Origin of the sequence: Mogibacterium timidum ATCC 33093 (genome assembly GCF_000525775.1) — a bacterium.
GTDB classification, from domain to species: Bacteria; Bacillota; Clostridia; order Peptostreptococcales; family Anaerovoracaceae; genus Mogibacterium; species Mogibacterium timidum.
The window spans coordinates 42,353-65,936 of record NZ_JALU01000024.1 but is presented as its reverse complement, the minus strand read 5'-3'; the positions used below and the strand labels follow the sequence as shown (position 1 = coordinate 65,936).

General features: G+C 44.8%; 24 protein-coding genes. 2 read left to right on the top strand and 22 right to left on the bottom strand.

What is annotated here, in order from left to right:
• Positions 1 to 54: 54 nt before the first annotated feature.
• Positions 55 to 927 carry a hypothetical protein gene (locus tag HMPREF0581_RS06590; RefSeq protein WP_009644653.1) on the top strand — a complete coding sequence of 291 codons (873 nt, stop codon included), beginning with the start codon at positions 55 to 57 and terminating at the stop codon, positions 925 to 927.
• A gap of 19 nt (positions 928 to 946) precedes the next feature.
• Positions 947 to 1,129: a hypothetical protein gene (locus HMPREF0581_RS06585; RefSeq protein ID WP_036381532.1), complete on the top strand. Its 183-nt coding sequence runs from the start codon at positions 947 to 949 to the stop codon at positions 1,127 to 1,129.
• Between the two features lie 327 nt (positions 1,130 to 1,456).
• Here the strand turns inward: HMPREF0581_RS06585 and HMPREF0581_RS06580 are convergent, their stop codons facing one another.
• The 22 genes from HMPREF0581_RS06580 to HMPREF0581_RS06475 all read right to left on the bottom strand — a co-directional run bounded on the left by HMPREF0581_RS06580 (position 1,457) and on the right by HMPREF0581_RS06475 (position 23,570).
• Positions 1,457 to 1,759, bottom strand: coding sequence for a LysM peptidoglycan-binding domain-containing protein (locus HMPREF0581_RS06580; RefSeq protein WP_009644686.1), 303 nt, complete (start codon positions 1,757 to 1,759; stop codon positions 1,457 to 1,459).
• 228 nt (positions 1,760 to 1,987) lie between these two features.
• Positions 1,988 to 2,476, bottom strand: a complete 489-nt coding sequence (ybaK, locus tag HMPREF0581_RS06575) for a Cys-tRNA(Pro) deacylase (RefSeq protein ID WP_009644759.1) — start codon at positions 2,474 to 2,476, stop codon at positions 1,988 to 1,990.
• A 90-nt stretch (positions 2,477 to 2,566) separates the two neighbouring features.
• On the bottom strand, positions 2,567 to 3,379 hold the full coding sequence (locus HMPREF0581_RS06570; protein ID WP_036381529.1) for a TVP38/TMEM64 family protein: 813 nt from the start codon (positions 3,377 to 3,379) through the stop codon (positions 2,567 to 2,569).
• The gene (locus HMPREF0581_RS06565) at positions 3,351 to 4,664 is read right to left on the bottom strand and encodes a methionine gamma-lyase family protein (RefSeq protein ID WP_036381526.1); all 1,314 of its coding nucleotides are present in this window, start codon (positions 4,662 to 4,664) and stop codon (positions 3,351 to 3,353) included. The genes HMPREF0581_RS06570 and HMPREF0581_RS06565 overlap by 29 nt, the downstream gene beginning before the upstream one ends.
• Complete coding sequence (locus HMPREF0581_RS06560; RefSeq protein ID WP_009644671.1) at positions 4,664 to 5,827, bottom strand: tyrosine-type recombinase/integrase; 1,164 nt, start codon at positions 5,825 to 5,827, stop codon at positions 4,664 to 4,666. The genes HMPREF0581_RS06565 and HMPREF0581_RS06560 overlap by 1 nt, the downstream gene beginning before the upstream one ends.
• Positions 5,828 to 5,838: 11 nt before the next feature.
• Positions 5,839 to 6,768, bottom strand: a complete 930-nt coding sequence (miaA, locus tag HMPREF0581_RS06555) for a tRNA (adenosine(37)-N6)-dimethylallyltransferase MiaA (protein ID WP_009644775.1) — start codon at positions 6,766 to 6,768, stop codon at positions 5,839 to 5,841.
• Between the two features lie 26 nt (positions 6,769 to 6,794).
• On the bottom strand, positions 6,795 to 8,738 hold the full coding sequence (gene mutL / locus HMPREF0581_RS06550; RefSeq protein WP_009644809.1) for a DNA mismatch repair endonuclease MutL: 1,944 nt from the start codon (positions 8,736 to 8,738) through the stop codon (positions 6,795 to 6,797).
• Complete coding sequence (mutS, locus tag HMPREF0581_RS06545) at positions 8,739 to 11,342, bottom strand: DNA mismatch repair protein MutS (RefSeq protein ID WP_036381524.1); 2,604 nt, start codon at positions 11,340 to 11,342, stop codon at positions 8,739 to 8,741. It lies immediately after the preceding gene.
• A gap of 22 nt (positions 11,343 to 11,364) precedes the next feature.
• The gene (locus HMPREF0581_RS06540; RefSeq protein WP_036381521.1) at positions 11,365 to 12,159 is read right to left on the bottom strand and encodes a TlyA family RNA methyltransferase; all 795 of its coding nucleotides are present in this window, start codon (positions 12,157 to 12,159) and stop codon (positions 11,365 to 11,367) included.
• Positions 12,143 to 14,020: a 1-deoxy-D-xylulose-5-phosphate synthase gene (dxs, locus tag HMPREF0581_RS06535; protein WP_036381518.1), complete on the bottom strand. Its 1,878-nt coding sequence runs from the start codon at positions 14,018 to 14,020 to the stop codon at positions 12,143 to 12,145. Before dxs ends, HMPREF0581_RS06540 begins: the two co-directional genes overlap by 17 nt.
• Positions 14,020 to 14,913 carry a polyprenyl synthetase family protein gene (locus HMPREF0581_RS06530; RefSeq protein ID WP_009644619.1) on the bottom strand — a complete coding sequence of 298 codons (894 nt, stop codon included), beginning with the start codon at positions 14,911 to 14,913 and terminating at the stop codon, positions 14,020 to 14,022. The genes dxs and HMPREF0581_RS06530 overlap by 1 nt, the downstream gene beginning before the upstream one ends.
• 8 nt (positions 14,914 to 14,921) lie before the next feature.
• Positions 14,922 to 15,122 (bottom strand): exodeoxyribonuclease VII small subunit, encoded by a 201-nt coding sequence (xseB, locus tag HMPREF0581_RS06525; protein ID WP_009644792.1) that lies wholly within the window; start codon positions 15,120 to 15,122, stop codon positions 14,922 to 14,924.
• Positions 15,123 to 15,159: 37 nt separating this feature from the next.
• Positions 15,160 to 16,299: an exodeoxyribonuclease VII large subunit gene (gene xseA, locus HMPREF0581_RS06520; protein WP_009644777.1), complete on the bottom strand. Its 1,140-nt coding sequence runs from the start codon at positions 16,297 to 16,299 to the stop codon at positions 15,160 to 15,162.
• Positions 16,296 to 17,267, bottom strand: coding sequence for a tRNA (adenosine(37)-N6)-threonylcarbamoyltransferase complex transferase subunit TsaD (locus tag HMPREF0581_RS08375; protein ID WP_051426962.1), 972 nt, complete (start codon positions 17,265 to 17,267; stop codon positions 16,296 to 16,298). The genes xseA and HMPREF0581_RS08375 overlap by 4 nt, the downstream gene beginning before the upstream one ends.
• The gene (gene nusB / locus HMPREF0581_RS06510; protein WP_009644823.1) at positions 17,248 to 17,658 is read right to left on the bottom strand and encodes a transcription antitermination factor NusB; all 411 of its coding nucleotides are present in this window, start codon (positions 17,656 to 17,658) and stop codon (positions 17,248 to 17,250) included. Before nusB ends, HMPREF0581_RS08375 begins: the two co-directional genes overlap by 20 nt.
• A 5-nt stretch (positions 17,659 to 17,663) precedes the next feature.
• A complete protein-coding gene (locus tag HMPREF0581_RS08370; protein WP_009644697.1) occupies positions 17,664 to 18,017 on the bottom strand; it encodes an Asp23/Gls24 family envelope stress response protein in 354 nt (117 codons plus the stop codon).
• Positions 18,010 to 19,335 carry a hemolysin family protein gene (locus tag HMPREF0581_RS06500; protein WP_009644740.1) on the bottom strand — a complete coding sequence of 442 codons (1,326 nt, stop codon included), beginning with the start codon at positions 19,333 to 19,335 and terminating at the stop codon, positions 18,010 to 18,012. Before HMPREF0581_RS06500 ends, HMPREF0581_RS08370 begins: the two co-directional genes overlap by 8 nt.
• Before the next feature lie 199 nt (positions 19,336 to 19,534).
• Positions 19,535 to 20,767 carry a peptidase U32 family protein gene (locus tag HMPREF0581_RS06495; protein ID WP_036381513.1) on the bottom strand — a complete coding sequence of 411 codons (1,233 nt, stop codon included), beginning with the start codon at positions 20,765 to 20,767 and terminating at the stop codon, positions 19,535 to 19,537.
• The gene (locus HMPREF0581_RS06490) at positions 20,760 to 21,422 is read right to left on the bottom strand and encodes an O-methyltransferase (RefSeq protein ID WP_009644784.1); all 663 of its coding nucleotides are present in this window, start codon (positions 21,420 to 21,422) and stop codon (positions 20,760 to 20,762) included. The genes HMPREF0581_RS06495 and HMPREF0581_RS06490 overlap by 8 nt, the downstream gene beginning before the upstream one ends.
• Positions 21,422 to 22,462 carry an endolytic transglycosylase MltG gene (gene mltG / locus HMPREF0581_RS06485; RefSeq protein ID WP_009644640.1) on the bottom strand — a complete coding sequence of 347 codons (1,041 nt, stop codon included), beginning with the start codon at positions 22,460 to 22,462 and terminating at the stop codon, positions 21,422 to 21,424. The genes HMPREF0581_RS06490 and mltG overlap by 1 nt, the downstream gene beginning before the upstream one ends.
• A 116-nt stretch (positions 22,463 to 22,578) precedes the next feature.
• Positions 22,579 to 23,142 (bottom strand): elongation factor P, encoded by a 564-nt coding sequence (gene efp, locus HMPREF0581_RS06480; RefSeq protein WP_009644688.1) that lies wholly within the window; start codon positions 23,140 to 23,142, stop codon positions 22,579 to 22,581.
• A 95-nt stretch (positions 23,143 to 23,237) separates the two neighbouring features.
• Positions 23,238 to 23,570, bottom strand: coding sequence for a YlbF family regulator (locus HMPREF0581_RS06475; protein ID WP_009644756.1), 333 nt, complete (start codon positions 23,568 to 23,570; stop codon positions 23,238 to 23,240).
• Positions 23,571 to 23,584 lie beyond the last annotated feature (14 nt).

The following is a 23,584-nucleotide window of genomic DNA, read 5'->3' as shown; positions in this document are numbered from 1 at the left end:
TGTAAGCGATTGGCAATTTACGCAGTTTGGGGCGTATTAGGAGGAGAGAACACGATGAAGAGACCTGATTTTTATCCAGTTAGAAGCCTTATCTATGTCGATTTGGCTCATGAAGATTACAGAATAAAGCTTGAGAATTGGCTGTACAGATATCACATTCCGGATAGCATTTCGCAGTTTGGACCTTATGTATCTAAGTACGCATTCTACCAGGCGCTTCCAACACCTCCGGGAGGTGAGAGATTTGGAACCGTAAGGATGCAGATGACTGAACATTACTGGCTGGCAAATCCAAATGACATCAGAGAGTTTGTTCATCATAAGGCGCTGACAGAGTTCTTCCCTAAGGACGTACTCGTATGGCAGAACAATATTCCTGATGAAGGAAAGTCTCACTTGATTGAAAAAGGAAAAGAAGAGAACTTTGAAGGTGACGATGCCAGATCGACGAAGGGGAACGAGGAGCTTGGAACAGTTCCATTTATATTCGCTTTTGTACCAGTTTGGTGGGAAGAAGATTTCAAGGGGGAAGGCAGAACGGTTGAGGATGGTCCTAACTACAGATGGCAGTTCGTGGTTCGTTACCCTGAAGGTATAAGTCAGGAAGAAGGCGACAAGTGGATCAAGGAAGAGCTTATCCCGGCATACACCGAACAGGATGAGTGCTTAAGATGCCTATCCAGCAGGATTATCAAGGAAGTAAATAATTGTGAGTTTGATCGCCTGGTCGAGATGTGGTTTCCGTGCCAGTCTGCGTGGGTTACAGCTACTGAAAACGCAAGCAAGAAGGTGGCTAAGCCGGCATGGGCTGAAACTCAAGACTTCCCATACCTCAAGAAGTCGTATGGAATCTCGGGTATCTTCTTATCGGATATAGCCAGATCAGACAACATGACTTCGTATCACGGCTATATCACAATGAGATAGTAGGAAAGAGACATATTGTATGAATAAAAGAGTTGAATTTGATCATAAAAACAGCAAGGGTAAACACAGAGAGGTGTTAACCCTTGCTCTCTTAGTTGCGGTACTACCGCCGACCTGGGCGGTAGTAAGTCCGTATCTGGGAGTACACGTTGGTCCAATAGCACTGATAACAACAGGAATATATGGTGCCAAGTCTTATTAATTAAGGGGCGTGGGCACATTAGATTAGAAGAGAAGGGATCAAGACAGGCATAACTATTCCTAAAATCATAATTTTGGGAATAGTATATAATGCTCGAAAGCGACTGCCTTGCGGCAGCCGTGTAAATGGAGCTTTATGTATTTGACAACAAGTGATTAACACTGTATCAATACCTAATTAATAATTGAGATGTACATAGTACATAATCTGATTATCCATATAGAAATTACGTGGATAACTATACCCTAATTTCTAAAAAAACGCCTCTAAAGCGAAATATAAGCCTCAAAAAATCCAAGTTTATCTTATAGCTTATAACGACGTCTATTAGGATTCTACCGGAACCAGAATGGTATCCCCGGGCTGCACATCAGATGCGTTGATGCCGTTTATATTACATATCTTATCTACAGCAGTACGAGGGTCAATTGACTTGCCACAATATCTATCTGCAATTGACCATAATGTATCATTCTGATGAATCTCGACTTGTCTATATGTATCTGTCGTGCCGGCTTCAGTCGCTGCAAAACCGAGCAAATTGTATACGAGCACGGTCAAACTCAAGATAACAATCAAAACAAAAATAAAGAATCTAACTGGTGATACAATCTTATATCTCTTCTTCATAATAACATCCTCCCAGATAGACTTGCTAAAAGTCAAATCCTTATATTTTAAATAAAAGAACAAATGTTCTTTTGAAGTACTCATAGTATAACGCTATGCCCAGGAGAAGTCAATAAAAAATCGAACAAATGTTTGAAAAAATAAAAAGTGCTGCAGTCCAGTAATTGCAGCACTTTTATGACTGTATATATTAAATTTTATTACATTTACCGATATTTTCTACGCATTCTACGCAGTAATATCTACTAATAAGGCTCCTATAAAATCAGCCAGTACTTCGCCGTTAATAATTATCTGAGCTCCCCTTTTGCCTGCTGAAATGTAAATCCTGTCATATAGCATGGCTGTTTCATCGATAAATGTGGGAAAAGGTTTCTTCATTCCTATCGGTGAGCAACCGCCTCGTACGTAACCTGTAAGAGGTAGAAGTTCCTTGACGTGAATCATTTCTATCTTTTTTACTCCGGCCGCTGATGCAGCCTTTTTAAGATTGAGCTCAGAAGCTACCGGAACTACAAACACGAAGTAATCTCCGGTGTTTGACCTCGTCACGAGTGTCTTGAAAATTTCGTCTTTTGATATGCCAAGCGCTTCAGCTGCATGCTCTCCGGAGAGTTCTGTCTCGTCATATTCATATTCTCCTATTGCGTGTTCAATGCCGACGCTATCAAGCTGTCTCATCGCATTAGTCTTTTCTATTTTGTCCTTTTTCGACATAATATTTTCCTTTTTATTATGAATTTACAATATAAATGCAACAATCTCGGTGTCATCCGTTATACGGTGTACACCGTTTTAGACTTCTAATCAGTTATCATCGGTAGTATCTTCGTATGAACCTATTAAATTCATAATCGCTTCTCGCCTTGTAATACAGAACCAAAGGATAGAAAGACTTACTGCGACAACTATTACAAGACCAATGTAGTTCTTATCGGCTAAAAAAGCACCAAATAACAGGCTTTCGATAATTCCAGGAGTCCTTCCCAGTGTCGAAAGAACAAGAAATGGACGCAGTCTTATATTAGAAACTCCGGCTACATAACTTACGAAGTCCTTTGGAATACCCGGAATCAGGTATATAAGGAAGATAAGCATATAAGAGCGTTTGCTGTTGAGCTTGCGCACATATGAGCTTACCTTCTGCTCTCCAAATATGAGGTGAAGCGATTCGTTTCCGAGGAATCTGGCGAGAAAATAAGTGATCGTCGAACCGATAAGTGCTCCGATAATAGATATCAAATATCCACCAAGTATTCCGTACAAATAACTGGAAGCAAACTGTATCGGCTGCCCGGGAATAAAACAGACGATAATCTGAACTATTTGCAAGATAATCAGCGGAATGAAAGCAAAAGTCTTAAAATCTTCAAGCTTATTTGGAATATTTAACAGATAATCTTTATTAAACAATGTATTCCTGAACATCAGAAATAAGATGATTGGAAGCCCTATCATTATAAAAATAAGCACGAAGAGCTTGAGGAGAGCGATTACACGGTTCTTAAAGGTTGAATTCTGAACGTTGACGTGCACGTCTTCCTTGAACAGGCGCCAACTCTCCTTGGTCTCTCGCATGTGTTCTCTGTATTCAGATATTTTTCTGTGCTTTCTTGACATCGATTAAGCCCTTATCCACTAACTGCTGCAAGCTCTTGATGATACCGAATCTAGCGTGTTCGTAAGTAAGCCCGCCCTGATAGTAGGCTATGTACGGTTCACGCAGAGGCGCATCGGCGCTGAGCTCTATTGATGATCCCTGTACGAATGCGCCGGCGGCCATTATGACCTGCTCGTCGTAACCGGGCATATCCCAAGGGATTGGCGTAACATAGGCATCAATAGGTGCTGCGGACTGGATAGCCTGGATAAATGTGATAGCGAGATCAGGATCGTTGAATTTGATGGCCTCTACGATATCGCTTCTTTCAGCCGTCACCGGTGGACATACCTCATATCCGAGCATGTCGTACACCGTACCGCACAGCATAGCACCGCGAAGAGCTGCATTTACGACCTTTGGAGCGAGGAATATTCCCTGTAATACAGCCCTGTTCTGCCCAAAAGTAAGTCCGCATTCCGCCCCTATACCTGGACACGTGAGTCTGTACGAAATTCGCTCAACGAGCTCTCTCCTTCCGCAGATATATCCGCCGGAAAGTGCGAGGCCGCCACCAGGATTCTTGATAAGTGATCCTGCGATGACGTCAACACCGAAGTCTGTCGGCTCTTCCTCACTTACGAACTCTCCATAACAATTATCGACCATGACGATGATGTCAGGACGAATTTCATGTATCAATTTTGTGACCTTGCGAATACTATCGAGTGTGATAGCAGGTCTCCAGTCGTAGCCTGTCGAACGCTGCATTGCTATAACTCTTGTATTGTCGTGAAGCGCAGCCTTGATGGCCTCGAGATCGACATCGAGATCACCATTTAGCGCAACTTCGCTGTATTGGATACTATAGTCGGTCAGAGTGCCCATGTATTCGTGTTCGTTAATACCGATTACGGTTTGCAAAGTATCATATGGCCTGCCGGTTACATATATCAGCTCTTCGCCGGGCTTGAGAAGTCCAAAAAGAGTCGTCGACAGAGCGTGTGTCCCATTTACGATGTTAGGTCTTACAAGAGCTGACTCCGTGTTGAAAATGCTCGCATATACATTTTCTACAGCATTACGGCCGGCGTCATCATATCCGTAGCCGGTGTTCCAACTAAAGTGAGTGTCGCTGATGTTATTCTCCTGAAATGCGTTCAGCACCTTAAGCTGGTTAATAGCGCATATATCCTCAAGTGTATCGAACTTGTCCTTTAGCTTGGCTTCCGCCTTGTCTATCAATTCCAGAACCTCCGGCTTAATGCCAAAGTCTTTAATTAGATGCTTGTTATAGCTTGTCATCAGTCGTTGTCCTTTCTCTCCAGTTCCCATTCCATATCCTTGACCAGCTCTCGCTTGACATTCATTTTGTGGGAAGCGTAGAGCTGTGTAGTGGTAACCTGTTCGTGATCAAGCAGCGCCTGCACGTCGTAGATTGAATTGCCGCGTCCGATAAGGCTGGTAGCTGCAGTTGCACGAAGCTTGTGTGGACTGTAGCCGTTGTGTTTAGTCGTGTTAAGCGCAATAGCCGTATATTTTTTTACAAGCTCACGTATTGCTCTCGCGGTCATACGTCTTCCCTGCAAAGACAGGAATAGCGCGTCTTCGTCCACTTCGGACTCCTCGGCTATGGTACTTCGCTCGTTGCCTAGGTAATCCTGAAGTGTCAGCTGGATCGAGCTGTTGATCGGCATCTTGGATTCCTTACCTCGCTTGCGATAAATGGTAAATTCGCCACGCGAAAAGTTGAATGAAGATATGTTGAGCTGCTGCAGCTCGGAAAGCCTGAGTCCGTAGGTCAGAAAAAGCATTAAAATCGCCTTGTCTCTTAGCCTTGTCTTCTCCCAGTATTTGCGTTCATGTGGCGTGAGATGCGAACCTGTAGTTACTGCATCGAGCATGACCATTACCTCATCATCTTGCAGAGCCTTGATTTCACGCTCGCCCGGCTTGGGAACTCTTATGGGGTCGAATCCATCTGTAATATTGGCTTCGAGGAATCCGTCTCGGTATAGCTGCTTGAACATCACGGAAATCGAGGACTTCTTGCGAGCCAGTGTCTTGTTGTTGTTCTCGTAAATTATTATTTTGTCTCCGTCATCGACCGTGTACTTGCGGCAGTAATCGATGTAGAGATTTACATCCATGGCGGTAATCTGCTGAATCTCTTCGAGCTTAATTCCCTTTGGCACGTCGGCGTCAGTGAGCGATGTGTTTGCAATGAGATAATCAAAGAAAAATCGCACATCGTGGAGGTATGCGAGTCTCGACATAGGGAGAACATTGCCTTTCAAATAAACAAAATATGAACGCAGAAAACTCGGCAGCTCCCGTTCAACGGTCTCGCATTGCATGTATATTTCATTTTCACGCTCAATCACATTGTCAGGCTTGTCGCTTTTGTTGTGAATTTTGAGCCGCTTGGCACCTTGAACGGTGTCCCCGGTAGTCTTATTGATAGCCATATCTTCCCCAGTTATTTACCAGTCTCAAGGATGTTGTCGACGATGTTGCCGACCGTCTGACCCCTCTGAATCTCTATCCAGTGAGCGTTTTGATAACGTTTGAACCAAGTTAGCTGACGTTTTGCATAGTGCCTGGTGTTTGTCTTGATGTTTTTAACGGCTTCATCCAGCGTTATATCCCCGTTCAGGTATGAAATCAGCTCCTTATATCCGATTCCCTTCATAGCAGGCGTATCCTGATTGTAGCCCATCTCGAGCAGGTGCTCGACCTCCTTGAGAAGACCTTCATCCATCAGCTTGTCGACGCGCCGGTTGATGCGGGTATACAGCCATTTACGGTCCATGCTTATTATATTGATGTTGAAGTCATACTCGGTGTTAGGCTCCAGCTTGTCCATAGATTCCAGCTTTGAGCCAAGCTCGTAAGCTTCTATCGCTCTGATAATCTTGCGCAGGTTGTTGGGATGAATCCGTGCGGCTGCCTCAGGATCAACTGCTGATAGCAGTTCGAACAGATATTCGTTGCCTCGCTCAGCTGCCAGATGCTCGAGTTCACTACGTCTCTTGAGATTAATTGGCTTCGCAGCAAATGACATCTTGTAAATCAATGAATTGAGGTATAAACCCGTTCCACCTACAACTATCGGCGTCTTGCCGCGCGAGATAATTTCATCAATCTGCTCGAACGCCAGCTTCTGATACTGTGCGACAGTGATGTCATGTGCCGGATCTACAAATCCGTAAAGGTGATGTGGAGCTGCCGCCATATCCTTCAGGGAGGGCTTTGCACTTCCGATATCCATGTGTTTATACAGCTGAACCGAATCGCAATTAACGATTTCGCCCTGAATTCTCTTGGCGAGATACAGAGCAACCACGCTCTTACCGGCGGCTGTCGGACCCCCTATTATATACACCTTTTTCGCATTAAGTGTCGTCATATTTCTTTCCCTTCTATGTAAACGCATTATCGCTTAAATGCGCGTGAAATTTCAGATAGAGTGAACCTTATAAAGGTAGGTCGGCCGTGTGGGCAACTGAATGGATTGACACAGCCTGAAAGCTGCTCGAGCAGCTCATTGATCTCTCGTGTACTGAGGCGATTATTGCCCTTTACAGCCGCTTTGCATGACCTCATGATCAGTTTATCAACCACAACAGTGTTGCCCCTCTCAGATCGTGATTCCGGGTCCTCAATGTAGGTGCGCAGGAACGTCTCAGCCTCTCCTCTATCCATGTATGTCGGAATACCTCTGATAATAAAAGTATTATTTCCAAAGTCGTCGATATCAAATCCAAGCTTGGTTAAATCATCCATCCAGAAGCGTTCATCAGAATACACGTCGCTGGATGTCTCTATCGAGAATGGCACCAGCATCGGCTGAGAGATGTGTTCCGCCTCGTTGTACATATTGATAAATCTCTCGTACATAATTCGTTCATGTGCAGCGTGCTGATCGAGCAGATAAGCGACATCAGACGATTGCATGATGATGTATGTATCGAAAAGGTACCCTTTGTAAATAAGCTGATCGAATTCAAAGGCTCTTACCGATGGAGTCTTAAGTGATATACGTTTACTAATTATATCATTATCGGAAGCAGTGTCATTGGATTTTGATACCTCGGGCGAGTTGTTTTTTGAACCGACAGTATCAGCTGAAACAGAGGAGATGATTTCTTCGTTTATATTGTTTGATTCGGCTGCTTCCGATACCTTTGAATATTCCGAAGAGTCAATAATCATGCTCTTGTCTGCTCCGTAAGACTTGCAATTATCATCATTATCTGCGACCCGAGTTCTATTCGCAAGAAATGACCGAATGTCGACCTGGGTGCTTTCGCCTTCCGTTACTTTTTTCCGGTCATCATCAAGGTAGGTTGACGTAAAAGCAGCACTGGCTGTAGCCTTATCCTCCGACCTGGAGCCGATTGCTGCGGGAATTGCATTTTCAGAGCTGATAACTCTTAAGATTGCAGCTGCTATATCCCTGACAATTTCATCCTCGTGCAGAAATTTTACCTCTTTTTTGTTTGGATGGATATTGACGTCTATATCTTCCGGGTTAACCTCAATGAAGAGGATTGCAGTCGGATGACCCGAAAACACTCTATCACCATATCCTTTTGCTATACCCTTTTCGATTGTGGGACTGTTGATATACCTGCCGTTGACAAAAAATATCTGACCGCGTTTATTGCTCTTCGTACTGCCCGGATCAGATATAAAGCCATGGGTATATTCCCCCTGTATTTCGATCAATTCTCGGTAAGTCGGATAAATCGACTGTATGGTAGTGAGTTTATCGCCATTTCCAGGAGTCGATATTACTGTTTGCTTGTTGTTAATGAGTCTAAAAGCTATGTGAGAATAGTATATAGCCAGCTTCTGTATCATATCTATGATTACAGTAGCTTCAGCAGCATCGCTCTTCATGAATTTTCGTCTGGCAGGAGTGTTGTAAAATACATCTTCGATAACCATAGTGGTTCCCGTATTCATACCTGTCTTCTCGGCACCTATGGTATTACCTCCCTGCATTTTGAGCTTTGTTCCCATCTCATCAGCCTCTGTCTTGGTATAGACTGTGAGCCGGGATATCGCTGTAATGCTGGCAAGAGCTTCCCCTCTGAAGCCTAATGTGCTTATATGATTGAGGTCGCCGAGTGTCGCGATTTTGCCTGTAGCGTGCCTCTCAAAAGCCAGTTCGACTTCGTTGCTCTCAATGCCCGAGCCGTTGTCAGTTACGCGTATGTATGATTTGCCGCCGTTCCTGATCTCTATTACTATCTGTGTGGAGCCGGCGTCAATTGAATTTTCAACAAGTTCCTTTACAATTGAGAGCGGTCGTTCGATAACCTCGCCGGCAGCTATTTTATCTGCTACAAATTCGTCAAGAATTCTAATCATTTATAACTCCTCTATCTTGTGCTGAAGTTCCTTGAGCTTAATCATTGCGTCCATTGGGGTGATATTATTGAGATCTATACTCTTGATATCATCTACTACGTCGTCGTACCGACCGTCCTCCGAGGATTCAAAGTTCTGTCCAAAGAAAGAAATCTGATCACTGGTCAATGGAGATGTGCCGGAATCCGATTCTAACTCTCGCAGCTTGGTGCTTGCCTTTCTTCTAATCTCCGCCGGAACACCTGCAATTTTAGCAACATGTATACCGTAGCTCTTGCTGGCCGGTTGCTCAGAAATCTTGTGCAGGAACACTACATCGCTGCCCTGCTCGCTGACTGCTACGGAAAGATTTTTGACATTGGCGAACCTTCTCTCGAGTACAGTCAGTTCGTGATAATGAGTTGCAAACATGGTGCGGATGCAGTTTCCCGGTTTTGATAAATATTCTATTGTAGCCCAGGCGATGGATAGCCCGTCAAAGGTACTCGTGCCCCGTCCGATTTCGTCGAGAATGATCAAGCTTCGATCAGTTGCATTTCGCAGAATATTGGCTAGCTCACTCATCTCAATGTAAAAGGTTGACTGGCCATATGAAAGGTTGTCTGAAGCACCTATACGCGTAAATACCCTATCGACAACGCCGATGTGAGCACTCTCACAAGGTACAAAAGAGCCCAGCTGAGCCATAAGCACGATTATTGCTGTCTGACGCATATACGTAGACTTGCCTGACATATTAGGTCCGGTGATTATCAGCATGCTGCGGGAAACGGTATCGAGCAGGGTGCTGTTTGAAACGAAGAGTCCTTCTCCAATCATCTGTTCAACCGCAGGGTGGCGACCCTCTCTGATATCTATTACATTTGAATCGTCAACCGCCGGCTTGACGTATCCGTACCGGGATGCTACAGCTGCAAGAGCTGTGAGTACATCGAGCAACGCAACAGAAGCTGAGGCTTTCTGCAGCCTCGCGATATAAGGCTCGATAGAAGCTCTGATCTCCTTGAAAATCTCGTATTCCAAGCTGTTGATCTTAGCCTCGGCTGAGAGGACCAGACTTTCCTTCTCCTTAAGCTCAGGAGTTATGTAACGCTCATTGTTGACTAACGTCTGCTTGCGCACGTAATCATCCGGGACAAGCGGTAGATTGGACTTGCTGACATCAATATAGTATCCGAACACCTTGTTAAATCCCACCTTTAGATTCTTGATGCCGGTTCTTTCCTTTTCCTTAGCCTCTAGCCCTGTTATCCAAGCCTTCGCATCCTTTATTGACAGCTTGAGGTTATCCAGGTCGGTTGAATATCCGGACTTAATCAAGTCCCCATCAGTTATTGTAAACGGAGGTTCATCCACTATAGAGTTCTCAATGAGCTCCTCTAACGACGAAAAATCATCGAGTGATGAAAAGATTTCATTTAAAAGAGGCGCATCTATGTGCTTCAGTTCATCCTTGATGGCGGGGAGTTCGTGAAGCGTCGTCTTGAGTGCCACCATGTCCTTCCCGTTAGCCCTCATGCTGGCGATTCTGGCAGTAAGGCGTTCAAAATCGTAGACGTGTTTGAGCGATGCTACGATGTTTGCTCTGTTGAGAGGCAGATCAACAAGCACTTCGACAGCATCGAGTCGCTTGTTGATAGCATTGGAATTGTTGAGAGGCTCCTTGATAAATCTCCTAATAAGTCTTCCTCCCATAGCGGTATGCGTCTTGTCTATCACGCCGAGAAGAGAGCCCTTTTGACTATGGTTGTATTGAGTCTCGAGCAGTTCCAGGTTTCGCATGGTTGAACGATCAAGTACCATGCCGGAGTCAGATTCCTTAATATTGAGATGCTTAATCTGAGGCGAAGCCTGCTTCTCGGTCTCCATCAGATAGAGCAGCAGCGCTCCGGCTGAAATGGTTATCTCCCGTCTGTCCTGTATATCCAGAGGGATAAGCGACGTGACTCCAAACTGGGTCTTGAGAATGTCGGCGCAAGACGAATATTTGAAGTATGAGTCGTCTATCTCATTTATATAAGTTTCGGGTGACATTTTGCTATATCTGTCAATAAAAGCTGAAGCGTCTTTACTGTAGCAGATAATCTCCCTTGGTACGATTCGTGAAAGCTCCGCAATCAGCTGCTCACAGTCACCGTCATCCTTTATCTCAAGCGCATTAAATTCACCGGTTGTGATGTCGACATAAGCAATTGCGCTGGAGCTGCCGTTTACATATATCGATGCAAGATATAGATTGTCCTTGGCACTGGTAGCCTCGTCAATATCGATCGTACCCGGCGTAATAATTCTGATAACCTCTCTATTAACAATCCCCTTAGCTTCCTTGGGATCCTCAATCTGTTCGCAAATTGCTACTTTGTATCCCTTGGACACGAGCTTCGCTATATAGGAGTTTGCTGCATGAAATGGAACTCCACACATTGGAGCCCGCTCCTCAAGCCCACAGTTTCTGCCTGTGAGAGTCAACTCCAGCTCTCTCGATGTTGTAAGTGCATCGTCAAAAAAGAGCTCATAGAAGTCACCCAGTCTATACATGAGCAGGCAGTCCTTGTATTGCTCTTTAATGGCAAAATATTGCTTCATCATCGGTGATAGTGCCATGACGCTAATCCCCCTATAAATTCTAATCGTCTAATTCGCTATGCGCTCTTGCGACGACTTCCCGTGGTGAAATGTCCGAGTCTGATTCGCTCTTCTTGAGATATAGCAAATATTCGATATTGCCTTTTGTGCCCTTGACCGGGGAATAATCCAAGCCATGCGGATATAATCCCTCAAGTGCAGCATACCCGATAACCTTCTCTATAACATCTAAATGTACTCTGTCGTCTCTTACGATTCCCTTCTTCCCAACCTGTTCCCTGCCGGCTTCAAACTGCGGTTTGATAAGGCACATAACAGCCCCGTCATCCTTCAGCAAGGCAGATGCAACCGGAAACATATGTCTCAGTGAGATGAACGAAACATCGATCGAAATGAAGTCGATGGGCTTCGCTATCAGATTCATATCCAGATAACGGATATTGGTCTTCTCCATGTTGATTACACGAGAGTCCACTCTCAACTTGTAGTCCAGCTGGCCGTATCCAACATCCAAGGCATAGACCTTTACTGCACCATTCATAAGCATGCAATCGGTAAATCCGCCCGTTGACGCGCCCATATCGACAGTATAGCAATTTGCAAGATCAATTCCAAACGAATCAATTGCCTTTTCGAGCTTGATCCCGCCGCGGCTCACGTATTTAAGCAGCTTCTCCTTGACTGCGAACTCACTGTCAACGTTGAACTTCTGACCCGATTTGGTCTCAACTACTCCATCTACAGTAACGAGGCCGGCCATAATGGTCCTCTTGGCATTGTCTCTGGAAGGAGCCAGTCCTTTATTTACAAGTATGACATCAAGCCTTTCTTTCAAAATACTCAATTGCTCCTTTCACAATATCGTCCGGCATCATGCCGCACTCATCTCGCAGCTGTTCAATAGATCCATGTCCTACAAATTCATCAGGAATAGCTATATTGATAACTCCGTAGCTGTGACCGCAAGTAATTGCGGCAGCGGCAAAGTTCTCTCCAAATCCGCCTCGCTTCATATTGTCCTCGATGGTTACAACCAGCTCGGTGTTGATTTCCGTTAAAGCTTCTTCAAATGGAGCTACCACTCCGATGCTCGTCACGCCCACGCTGTATCCCTCTGCCATAAGTGCTCTTGCAGCTTCAAGTGCTGTATCTAGCATGCTGCCGACAGCAAGAATTGTGACGTCACTGCCCTTGGACAGCCCGATGTTTTTTCCCGCAAATGGCCTTAGCTTGAGGTGTTTAAACTTCGACGATCCTCTGGGGTAGCGTATTGCTACTGGAGAATTCATTTCATTTATAGCGTAATCGAGCATTTCTTCAAGCTGCGTTCCATCCGCAGGAGCCAAGACTGTCATGTTAGGAATGCTTGATAGATAGCTCAAATCAAAAGCTCCATGGTGTGTTTCTCCGTCCGCTCCGACTAAGCCGGCTCTATCTACTCCAAAGATAACGTGTTGGTTCTGGATACAGACATCCTCGATTAGCTGATCGTAGGCTCTCTGCAGAAAGGATGAATAAATCGGTGCAACAGGGATCATCCCCGCCTTAGCAAGGCCGGCAGCGAAGAGGACTGCATGCTGTTCGGCAATTCCGACATCAAAGAATCTATCCGGAAAGGCTTCGTAAAATGGGCCCAGTCCTGTAGCCGTTCCCATTGCAGCGGTTATGGCCACTATTCTGTCATCCTGTCTGGCCAGATCGAGCAGCTTGTTGCCGAAAACTTCAGAGAACGAAACCGGCTTTGAAACGCAATCAGACGATAATAAATTACCGTTACTTATATTGAACGGACCAACTCCGTGGAACTTCCTCGGGTATTTTTCAGACCAAGAGTAACCTTGTCCCTTCTTGGTTATTACGTGCACGAGCGTAGGACCGTCAACTGCATTTGCGGCTCTGAATGCCCCCAGAAGTTTAGGAATATCATATCCGTCAACCGGACCGATATACTTGATACCCAGCTCTTCAAAGATAATTCCCTGCTGGTCGAGCACTGACAGTTTAATCCTCGACTTAGTCCTGCTGATTCCCTTCGAAATAGATTTGCCTATTAACGGAACATTATCGAGCGAAGTGCGGATGGATTTCTTAGCGTTGATATAGTTTGACGAGCTGCGAAGTCTTTGCAGGTGCTTGGACATGGCACCGACGTTGTGGGCAATAGACATACCGTTATCATTAAGGATAATTTTGATATTGAGTCTGCTCGAGCCGATGTTGTTGAGAGCCTCATACACGAGTCCTCCAGTCATCGCACCGTCTCCGATTAGAGCTACTACATTATTATCCTCGCCTCGGAGGTCACGAGCGACTGCATACCCAGCTGCCGCACCTAGAGAAGTGCTGCTGTGACCGGTATCATATGCGTCGTGCACGCTTTCATAGGATTTAGGGAATCCGCTGAGCCCCTTGAACTTGCGCAGTGTGTCGAATTCGCCTGCTCGACCTGTTATAATCTTGTGCACGTAGGTCTGATGTCCGACATCGTAAATAAGCTTGTCATTAGGGCTGTCGTACGCCTTGTGCATCGCTATCGTTAGTTCAACAACACCGAGATTTGATGCGAGATGGCCGCCTGTCCTAGAGATTTTCTGTATCAAAAACTCTCTGATATCATGGCAGAGATCACCTAAGTCGTGCTCGTCTGTATTCTTAATTATTGATATTAGATCTTCATGTTCAAGATCGTATTTCATCAAGCTCTCCTTTTTTCTAGCTTAATTGCCAGATCTGTAAAGAATTTTTTATCGGGTGACTCGTATTTCTCAATAGACTCAATTGCCGACATCGTGAGCGTGTGAAGTTCAGCCCGAGCGCTGTCAATTCCGTTGACTAAGGCAAAATTAGCCCTTTCATGATGCGAGTCCTTGCCGGGAGTCTTGCCCAGTTCGTCAACTGAGCCGGTCATATCCAATATGTCATCTGAGATCTGAAATGCTTTGCCGATGCATCTGGAATATACTGTGAATGCATCTATCATTTCTTTGTCCGCCCCTCCGATTCCCAAGCCGGCAATAACAGGTGCAGCAATAAGAGCTCCTGTTTTGTTTTCCTCGATGAAGTCAACGAACTCCTGTGAGCAATCATCCATGCCGTTCTCTACATCTACCACCTGGCCTGCAATCATGCCGGTAACACCAGCCGCCTTTGCAATGGTGAGACCGGCACAGCTGTGACGCTTGAGCTTCTCTGAGTCATCGAAGAAGTAAGTTAAATCTCTGAACATCACTTCCATAGCAGTGTTGAGCAGAGCATCTCCCCCGAGAACAGCGATATCCTCGCCAAATACCTTGTGGTTAGTTGGATTCCCCCTGCGAAGGTCGTCGTTATCCATCGCCGGCAGGTCGTCATGGATTAGAGAATAAGTGTGTATGTATTCAAGAGCGCAAGCGAATGGCAGAGCCTCGTAGATGTCTCCGCCTGAAAACTCACATGCAGCGAGAAGCATAACAGGGCGCAGTCTTTTACCGCCGCTCATCACGCTGTATTTCATAGAATCGAAAAGCGTTCTGGCTTTGATATCAATTTTCGGAATGTAGTCTAGCAGATGCTGTTCTATTATCGCTTTATATTCATCGTAACTGTGCATGGTGACCTCTACTTGCCTTCCTTGGTGTAAATTTCGATTTTTTGTTCCGCTTCGTCGAGCATCTTGGTGCAGCGCTCTGCATCCTTCATACCCTCATCAAACAGTCTGAGAGAATCGTCTATGGACGTGGTCTGTTTGGTTATGTTGGTTGCAGCGTCTACTAAGCTCCGGTAAGCCTCCATAAATGTCTTTTCTGTTGCTTGTGTCATTTTTCTCTCACCTCATGAATTCGAGTATGTATTTGCCTTAAATTTGTGTTTTACCGATAGCTTCGGCTTCAAAAGAGCCATCGGTCATCGTTACCGTATAAATCTCTCCTATAGCGATCTTTGCCGCTTCTCCGACCACTTGCCCATCCTTGGTCACCAGTGAGTATCCCTTGTTGAGAATATTTCTCGGATTGTTTGCATTAAGGGTTATAACCGCCTTATCCACGCTTAATCTCATCTCGCGAATTTTGCTGTTCATGACGTGCACGAGGTGATCTCTCTGAAGCTTGATGTTGTTGCGTTCAGTTTTGATCTTGTAGTCGATCGATTTTCTGAGCTCGAGCTTATTGTGTTCAATCTGCTCTCGAAGTTCAAACGTGTTGATTGCAGCCATATCGGCTGCGGCAGTAGGTGTCTCTGCTCTTGCATCAGCGACCCAATCGGAGATAGATACATCCGACTCATGGCCGACAGCGCTGATGACGGGAATCTCTGATGCAAATATAGCCCTTGCAACACCTTCATCGTTAAAAGCGGCAAGATCTTCAGCGGAACCACCACCACGTCCGACTATAAGCACATCTATCTTCGTGCCGCCGAGGCTGATCTCGTTAGCTAATTTAATGCTGCTGATAATGCTGGCCGGTGCACCAATACCCTGCACGAGTGTTGGAAATATAAGAATATCAGCGTAATCGTTTTTGTCGGTAATGATCTTCTTGATATCCTCTACGGCAGCTCCTGTATCAGATGTTACAACTCCGATGCGTTTAGCAAATTGGGGAATTTGCTTCTTGTGCTCTCGGGAGAACAGACCTTCTGATTCGAGGAGTTTCTTGACTCTGTTGTATTCCTTTGCAAGATCACCTTCTCCGAAGCTTTCGACCATGCGAACAGAGAAAGAGTAGCTGCCTCCGCGGGCATAGGCACTCATGTCGCCTAACGCAACTATTTTACTACCATTTGTGATAAGTGATGTGTCGATTCTAGAAATATTGTTTCTCCATACGACTGCACGCAGAACACTGTTTTCGTCCTTTAGGGAAAAATACATGTGTCCATTGCTCATCGAAACTCCGGAAACCTCACCTGTCAAGGGGATGTTTCTGAGGTTGATGTCGCTGTTAAGTTTCCTCGCTACGTATTCGTTAAATTGTGTTATTGAAAATGGATTCATCTATTCCCCTTCTCGCACAATGCCCTTCCTCCGAGCAATGCAATGCCTACAGCATTATCACCGGATAATTCGGGAAGCCCAAAGCGCATTTCAAATCTCTCGTGAGCATTTAAAGCTCTACTCCTCATTCTAAAATATTGACTGGAGGAAACTCCTCCGGCCATATAGACTCTGTCGATTGCAAATTTATCGGCAAGCATGCACGCGGCATCACAGAGAAGGATGCTTATCCGCTCCAGCAATTCGGGCACGACTTCGTCGCCAGAATCCGCAATGGACTTCATAACCTGAAACTCTGTACCTGACAGATTGAACCAGCCGTCTGTCACTTTGATTTTGCTTAGCAGTCTTGAACCGTCATAGCCTCTGTCACATGACAGATTATCCAGATATCTTCCTGCCGGAAAATCATAGCCGAGTGCAACACCTGTCCTATCCAGAAGCTGACCGACACTTATATCTCTGGTTCCTCCGATTATCTGCAGGTTGTAGTGTGAGTCTTCGATTTCTGTCAGCAGCGCCTCAGTAGTACCTCCGCTAAGATGAAAAAATAGTATTTTACCATCTAATCTCTCATCAGGAAAAGAATGAAGCACAGCAGACACATGACCTTCCTGATGAGAAAATTTGAACAGCGGTATCTGAAGGCTGGAGCTTATAAGTCTGGCCGCGTCCACTCCTGCCGCGAATACCGGCATATATGATCCGGCTAATCGGCGTGGAGCTTCAGATACAGCAATGCAGCCAATCTCATCAGGATTAACAGCGGAAAGTGCGTCATCAATAAATGAAGGCAGAACATTAACGTGCTTAAAGAAAGCGACAGACTGTCTGAGTCCGCGCGCGCCATGCTCAACCTCCAGAAATTCAGATTTACTAAATATTATATTGTTCTTTTCATCTGTCACCGCGACAGACGTTTTGTAGTTTGATGTGTCAATGCCTAGACTATATCTGCCGTTGTTCATGTAACTGCCTGTTGATCTTACCGAGCACGGAATTAATAAAAGCGTAAGAACGGTCGTCACCATATGTCTTGCCGAGCTCTACCGCCTCGTTGATGGAGACATTTGCAGGAATCGTATTGATATAAATCATCTCTGCGAGTGCTGTTCTGAGTATCGCCAGGTCAGCTTTAGGCAATCTCTTGATATCCCAGTGGTCGATGTTATCGGCGATAAGGCGGTCGATGTCTGCGATGTGGTCGCGAATCGCTTCAAGGGTCTCTATCGCTTGCTTCTGTCTAAGCGCCTTTTCGGCCTCCTCAACACAGCTATGCTTTTCGTAATCGAAGTTATCCGAGACGTCCATCTGGTATACGAGCTGCATTATATTTTCTCTTATTATTCTTCTGTTCATTAAAGCTATTTCTCCCGATCGATGCCTTCAATCCCGATATTAACTGCGTCTACGGTAAGCCCCGTGTATTCCTCTACTGTTTGCTTTACAGCGCCCTGAATTTCATACGAAATCTTGGGAATATTTATGCCGTAGTACACGATTATATGAATGTTAATCGTGATGTTGTTGCCGTCGCGAGTGATACGAACGCCATTCATACCGCTGTCTCTGCCGAGTATATTCTTTGAAAAGCTATCCGAGATACTGGAAAGCATGCGACTTACGCCTTCAATTTTCTGAACTTCTTCCGTGACATAACCGACAATCACCTGATCCTCAATCATGATATTGCCGCTGCTCGTATCGATATTACTCATCAGAATCATCTCCTTTTTCAATCTCTGTATCTGTTTCATCTATAGAGATGCGCACCTTCTCAATGCGTCTATCCTTAACCTCCAATATCTGAAAAATGATATTCTCATAGCGGATCGGCTTATATGTTGAATTCTCCTTAGGAATCTCACCGATGTAATCGATGATAAATCCACCGACAGTTTCGCTGTTCTCTGATTCAAGTTCAATTCCGGTCTCTTCATCGAGGTCATCCAAATACACATTTCCATCCACAATATACTCGTTATCCGAAACCTTCTCGATTATACGATCCTCATCATCGAACTCATCGTCAATGTCTCCGACAATCTGCTCGATGATATCCTCGATCGAGACGATTCCGCTAAAGCCGCCGTATTCATCTATAAGTATAGATAAATGCTGCTTTGTCTTTTGAAGCTCGACGAACAGTGAGTCGATATTTTTTGTCTCAGGCACAAGGTAAGGGGCTCTGAGTATCTCCTTGATATCGATGCTGTCAAAGCCGTCAGTTGCACCCTTGAGTAGATAGTCCTTGATATGGAGAATACCTATGATATTGTCCGTGTCACCCTCGCAGACAGGTATTCTGGAATGTCGGAGCTCCATCAGCTCTTCAAAGTATTCGTCTTTATCATCCTCGAGGTCAATCATGAAGACATCCGTTCTTGGCGTCATGATCTCGTAGGCTAGCAGATCATCAAACTCGAAAATAGAGTCAATCATACGCCTGCCCTCTTCCTTGAGTTCACCGCTTTCCTGTCCCTTGTCGAGCATCGATCTGACGTGGTCCTCGGAAAACTGCGCGTCATCAACATCGAGATCCTTTCTTAGAATGAGAAGAATGATGTTGGCAATACCGACACAAAGCTTGGTTATAGGCAGCAGCACTATGCAGATAACTCGCTGCAGCCTTGCGAGCCTAAGCGCATACGCCTCCGCAGCTTGTGCGGAAAGCTTCTTAGGCAATATATCCGCCCAGGCGATGTAAAATATCGCAAATATCACATTGGCTGCGATTGGCAATAACCGATACGAGTAGAGCTTGAAGCAGAATCCGAAATTAAATATCACGATAGCAACGATGGACATCGAATACATAAACAGCCTGTCTGGATAGTGATATCTGGATGGCTTTTTAATATAGCTATGGACGAGTTCTGCTCTTTTGTTGTTCGGATCGTCTTCTTCTATCTCGTTGAGCTTGTTCCTGTCGACAGAGTCGAGCGCATTGAGCGCAGCGGATACCAATCCGTTGGAAACCATCACTATCAGCAGTATCAGTATGTATATGGGCCAACTCACGGGGTCAGGTGACATAGTATGCTCCTTACTTAATTCTAGTATTTTCAGCGTCCCTTTTTATCAGTATAATCCAGCCTATTAAAGCTTACAATTCATTTTAGTTTTAAATTAAAGAATTGCTGTATATCTGGGAAGTTCAGACTTCCTTTTTTTATTTTTTATCTTCTCATGCCAACAAAAACTTTACACTAACTACCGGTAATTTACCGATACACTATTTTTTCTTTCTGAGAATAAACTCGGCCGGATAGGTCTTGCTAAGCTTTACCTTGACTGTCTGCTGTGGATGAGGTGCAGCTCCGATGGGCTTGTCGTCCTCATCGTACATCTCGCGTACAATCTCATCAGTGTACTCTGTGCGAGGTCCAAAGACTTCGATCTCATCTCCCACACAGAACTTGTTGCGCTGCTCAACGACAGTAAGGCCGGTGTCCGTTTCGCATTCCTTGACCACTCCGATAAATGAATACTCCCTTGTGTAGTCGCTGCTTACGTAATTCTGTGCGGAGCTATCCGGCTTGGAATAATAGAAGCCATGATAGAAGTCACGGTGACTGGCCTTGCATAGTTCATCAAACCACTTCTCCTGGAACTCGTAGTGCTCCGGATCCTCCATATACGCATCAAGTGCAGCCCTGTACGCAGAAACGACAGTAGCAACGTAGAAGGAGCTCTTCATTCGACCTTCAATCTTGAGTGAGTATATGCCTGCCTCAATAAGGTCAGGAAGCTTGTCCAACATGCATAGGTCTCTGGAGTTCATGATATAGCTGCCGCGCTCGTCCTCCTCAACCGGGTAGTATTCACCAGGTCTCTTCTCTTCAACTAGAGAGTATTGCCAGCGACAAGGATGTGTGCACGCACCGCGATTAGCATCTCGTCCAACCATAAAGTTGCTAAGCAGACATCGTCCGGAATATGACATACACATTGCGCCGTGAACAAAGGCTTCAATTTCAGTCTCGGGAGGGAGTATTTCCTTCATTTGACGAAGCTCCTCGAGGTTCATCTCTCTGGCAGCTACGATACGACTAGCTCCCATCTGCTGCACCCAAAAGGCTGCAGTCATGTAGTTGGTCGTATTTGCCTGAGTGCTGATGTGAATTTCAGCGTCAGGTATAATCCCCTTGACGATAGTCATAACTCCCGGATCGGAAATCAGAAAAGCGTCGATAGGAATATCCTTTATCTTTTCAAGGTACGATTTGAGAGGTGCGATGTCCTCGTTATGAGGATAGATATTGATGGTCATGTATCCTCTTGCCTCATGCTTGTGGATAAAGTCCATAGCCTCTCTGATTTCATCTATAGACAAGTTACCCGCTCCGGCGCGCAGACTGAACAGCTCTCCGCCGAAATAAACGGCGTCAGCACCATAGATAATGGCGGTTTTAAGCTTTTCGAGATCTCCCGCAGGAGCAAGTAGTTCGATTTTCTTCTTAGTCATCTAATTTAACTATTGAAAGACCATCACCGCAGCTCAGTAACGATATGGTCAAGTCCTTTCTTCCGTTTAAATACTCCAAAAATTCTTTCATTCTCTTGACACTTGTCCGGTGTCTGTGTCCCGGATCGACAGTTGAACCTGTCAGATATCCGTGGATAAGCATGTTGTCGCATACAATGCTGGCACCGGGTCGAGCAAGCTTCTCCGCTCTGTCAAAGAATTCCCTATAATGGCTCTTTGCAGCATCGATGAATATAAGGTCAAAGTCTGAGTCTCGGCTATTATCACCAATTATAGAATCAAGAATGTCGTTGGCATCTCCGAATCTTACATTTATTCTGTCGCTCAGCTTCATAGCTTCAATATTCGAAACTGCGTTTCTATACATGTGCGGGGCTCTCTCTATCGTTGTTACGTGAGAGTCCTCACATGCTGTTGCAAAATAACACGCTGAATAACCATATGCTGTTCCTATTTCAAGGATGTCTTTAGGTTTGGTTATCTTAAGAAATGTGTTTAAATAGCTTTCAGTCTCGCGCAGGATGAGCGGCACGTTATCATCCTCACATTTCTGCCTTAACCTAGCTAATTCACCATTGATCGGAGAATAGAATGAGTCTAAGAATTCAATGATTCGTTTATCGGTTATGCTCATTATTTGTTCTTCTCCGCTAATGCCTTTGAATATGCGTCCTTATCTTTGAGGAACTGGTTGTAATCCTTGCTGAAGTTATGTGTACCGTCCAGCTTCTCACTTACAACGTAGTACAGAAAATCTGTATCTTCGGGATACAGCGCTGCCTTGATGGACTCTTTGCCGGGTGAGCAGATCGGCCCCGGAGGCAGTCCCTTATTGGTGTATGTGTTGAATGGAGAATCAATCTTAGTATCATCAATTGACAGATTCTCCTTTGTTTTCCCAAGTGCGTACTGAATAGTGGCGTCAATCTGCAGAGGCATGCCGGCTTTGATTCTGTTGTAGATAACGCTTGCGATTTTTGCTCTATCTCCGTCATACTGTGACTCTCTCTCTATAAGAGAAGCTATGATGATAATCTGATTTTCCGTAAGGTTGAGTTCCTTGGCACGCTCCCTGTATTTCTTGGTAAATACCTTGTCATACTGATTGAGCATTGTTGTGATAATCTGCGTTTCATCTGCATCCAAGTCCACAGCGTAGGTATCCGGGAACAGATAGCCTTCAAGGTGGTTATCACCTGACTGGGCTCCCTTCAGGAAGCTAAACTTGCTGAAATCCCCATGTCTTGCTACATCGAGGAATTTGTCCTTATTGACAATGCCTTCCTTGTCAAGCTTCTTTGCTGTCTGTTCGAGCGTATAACCTTCAGGAATCGTGAAATTCTTAGTGCTGGATACCCCTTTTGAAATTGTCTGCGCTATATCACTAGATCTCATGCTGGGAGAAACAGAGAAGCTTCCAGCCTTATACTTACCGTCGTATCTCCACAGCTTGGATACAAGCTTGTATTTAGACACACTGCTTATAACACCCTTCTTGTGCAGTGCGCGTGCGATATCGTCTGTCGAAGATCCTGCTTCAATCTTGACGATTACGAAAGTGTTATCGTTTCTATCCTTTGGTCTGTTTATGATTAGAAGCGTAGCACTTAAAGCGATTAGGATGAGCAATATCACAATAAGAATGGTCAAAGCTTTCTTTGCTGATTTCTTCATATTTCCTCCCACAACTAGGAATAATGTTAGCCAATATCGATACCGAATCAAGATCAGCTAACAATTACCTAAACGTCTATTCAATAATTAATAGTTGTAATACCAATGAGCTTGGATTACTTGGATCTGCCGAGGTACTCTCCACCATCTCTGGTGTCAATCTGAATCATCTCTCCCTCTTCGATAAAGATAGGGACCTGAATAACAGCCCCGGTTTCAACCGTAGCAGCCTTTGTTACGTTGGTAGCCGTATCGCCCTTAACTCCCGGCTCAGTCTCGATGACCTTAAGGTCTACGAAGTTCGGAGCTTCAACCGCAAATGCATTTCCCTGGTAGAACTTGATTGTAGCAGTGTCATTCTCTCTGATGAACTTGACAGCATCCTCAACTAGATCAGCGCTTAGAGGAACCTGATCAAAAGTCTCCTGATCCATGAAGTAGTAGAGCTCTCCATCGTTGTAGAGGTACTGCATAGTCTTAGTCTCGATATGAGCCTTAGGGAACTTATCGTTAGGGTTGAAGGCCTCTTCTCTTGTCGCTCCTGTAAGGATGTTTCTATACTTAGTTCTTACGAAAGCTGCACCCTTTCCCGGCTTAACGTGCTGAAAGTCGAGTACAACATGCGGCTCGCCGTTCATCTCAAAAGTTACGCCTTTTCTGAAATCTCCTGCACTGATCATATTTAATCTCTCTTTCTTTAAATATCACAATTTATATTAAATCATCAATCTAATGTATATGTTACCTTATATACTTACAGATGTTCAAATCAAATTTAAATATTGACTTTGACAACATCCGAAAGGATCTCATATACGTCCTTCATCATTATAGCAAATCTCGCTTCGGCTTGCATGTATTCGGCCGCTTTCGGGTTAGATGCCATCATTGCATATAATGACTGCATTTGAGCAACGGCTTCCTGTCCAACCTCTTCCCCTTTAAGCTGCTTAGTCTGGATTTCAATCTGACGCTTTTCGATATCCTTTATCATCCGGCTTAGATTAGCATCCTGTTCGAGCTCCTTGCGAAGTCTCTCGAAATCTATATACTCGTTACTCGCTTTTATTGCAGCTGCAAGATCATGTGCGCTTGCATATACGTTCATGTAATAACCTCCTG

Bases quoted from the DNA above. Each gene is read 5' to 3' on its own strand.
- HMPREF0581_RS06500 (WP_009644740.1), bottom strand. From the start codon at position 19,335: ATGTCACCTGACCCCGTGAGTTGGCCCATATACATACTGATACTGCTG.
- HMPREF0581_RS06490 (WP_009644784.1), bottom strand. From the start codon at position 21,422: ATGAGCATAACCGATAAACGAATCATTGAATTCTTAGACTCATTCTAT.
- xseB (WP_009644792.1), bottom strand. From the start codon at position 15,122: ATGACACAAGCAACAGAAAAGACATTTATGGAGGCTTACCGGAGCTTA.
- dxs (WP_036381518.1), bottom strand. From the start codon at position 14,020: ATGAAATACGATCTTGAACATGAAGATCTAATATCAATAATTAAGAAT.
- mutS (WP_036381524.1), bottom strand. From the start codon at position 11,342: ATGGCACTATCACCGATGATGAAGCAATATTTTGCCATTAAAGAGCAA.
- HMPREF0581_RS06495 (WP_036381513.1), bottom strand. From the start codon at position 20,767: ATGACTAAGAAGAAAATCGAACTACTTGCTCCTGCGGGAGATCTCGAA.
- miaA (WP_009644775.1), bottom strand. From the start codon at position 6,768: ATGACGACACTTAATGCGAAAAAGGTGTATATAATAGGGGGTCCGACA.
- HMPREF0581_RS06565 (WP_036381526.1), bottom strand. From the start codon at position 4,664: ATGACAAGCTATAACAAGCATCTAATTAAAGACTTTGGCATTAAGCCG.
- nusB (WP_009644823.1), bottom strand. From the start codon at position 17,658: ATGAACAGAAGAATAATAAGAGAAAATATAATGCAGCTCGTATACCAG.
- mutL (WP_009644809.1), bottom strand. From the start codon at position 8,738: ATGATTAGAATTCTTGACGAATTTGTAGCAGATAAAATAGCTGCCGGC.
- HMPREF0581_RS06530 (WP_009644619.1), bottom strand. From the start codon at position 14,913: ATGCACAGTTACGATGAATATAAAGCGATAATAGAACAGCATCTGCTA.
- HMPREF0581_RS06590 (WP_009644653.1), top strand. From the start codon at position 55: ATGAAGAGACCTGATTTTTATCCAGTTAGAAGCCTTATCTATGTCGAT.
- ybaK (WP_009644759.1), bottom strand. From the start codon at position 2,476: ATGTCGAAAAAGGACAAAATAGAAAAGACTAATGCGATGAGACAGCTT.
- HMPREF0581_RS06585 (WP_036381532.1), top strand. From the start codon at position 947: ATGAATAAAAGAGTTGAATTTGATCATAAAAACAGCAAGGGTAAACAC.
- mltG (WP_009644640.1), bottom strand. From the start codon at position 22,462: ATGAAGAAATCAGCAAAGAAAGCTTTGACCATTCTTATTGTGATATTG.
- xseA (WP_009644777.1), bottom strand. From the start codon at position 16,299: ATGAATCCATTTTCAATAACACAATTTAACGAATACGTAGCGAGGAAA.
- HMPREF0581_RS08370 (WP_009644697.1), bottom strand. From the start codon at position 18,017: ATGAGTAATATCGATACGAGCAGCGGCAATATCATGATTGAGGATCAG.
- HMPREF0581_RS06475 (WP_009644756.1), bottom strand. From the start codon at position 23,570: ATGAACGTATATGCAAGCGCACATGATCTTGCAGCTGCAATAAAAGCG.
- HMPREF0581_RS06560 (WP_009644671.1), bottom strand. From the start codon at position 5,827: ATGGCTATCAATAAGACTACCGGGGACACCGTTCAAGGTGCCAAGCGG.
- HMPREF0581_RS06570 (WP_036381529.1), bottom strand. From the start codon at position 3,379: ATGTCAAGAAAGCACAGAAAAATATCTGAATACAGAGAACACATGCGA.
- efp (WP_009644688.1), bottom strand. From the start codon at position 23,142: ATGATCAGTGCAGGAGATTTCAGAAAAGGCGTAACTTTTGAGATGAAC.
- HMPREF0581_RS08375 (WP_051426962.1), bottom strand. From the start codon at position 17,267: ATGAACAACGGCAGATATAGTCTAGGCATTGACACATCAAACTACAAA.
- HMPREF0581_RS06580 (WP_009644686.1), bottom strand. From the start codon at position 1,759: ATGAAGAAGAGATATAAGATTGTATCACCAGTTAGATTCTTTATTTTT.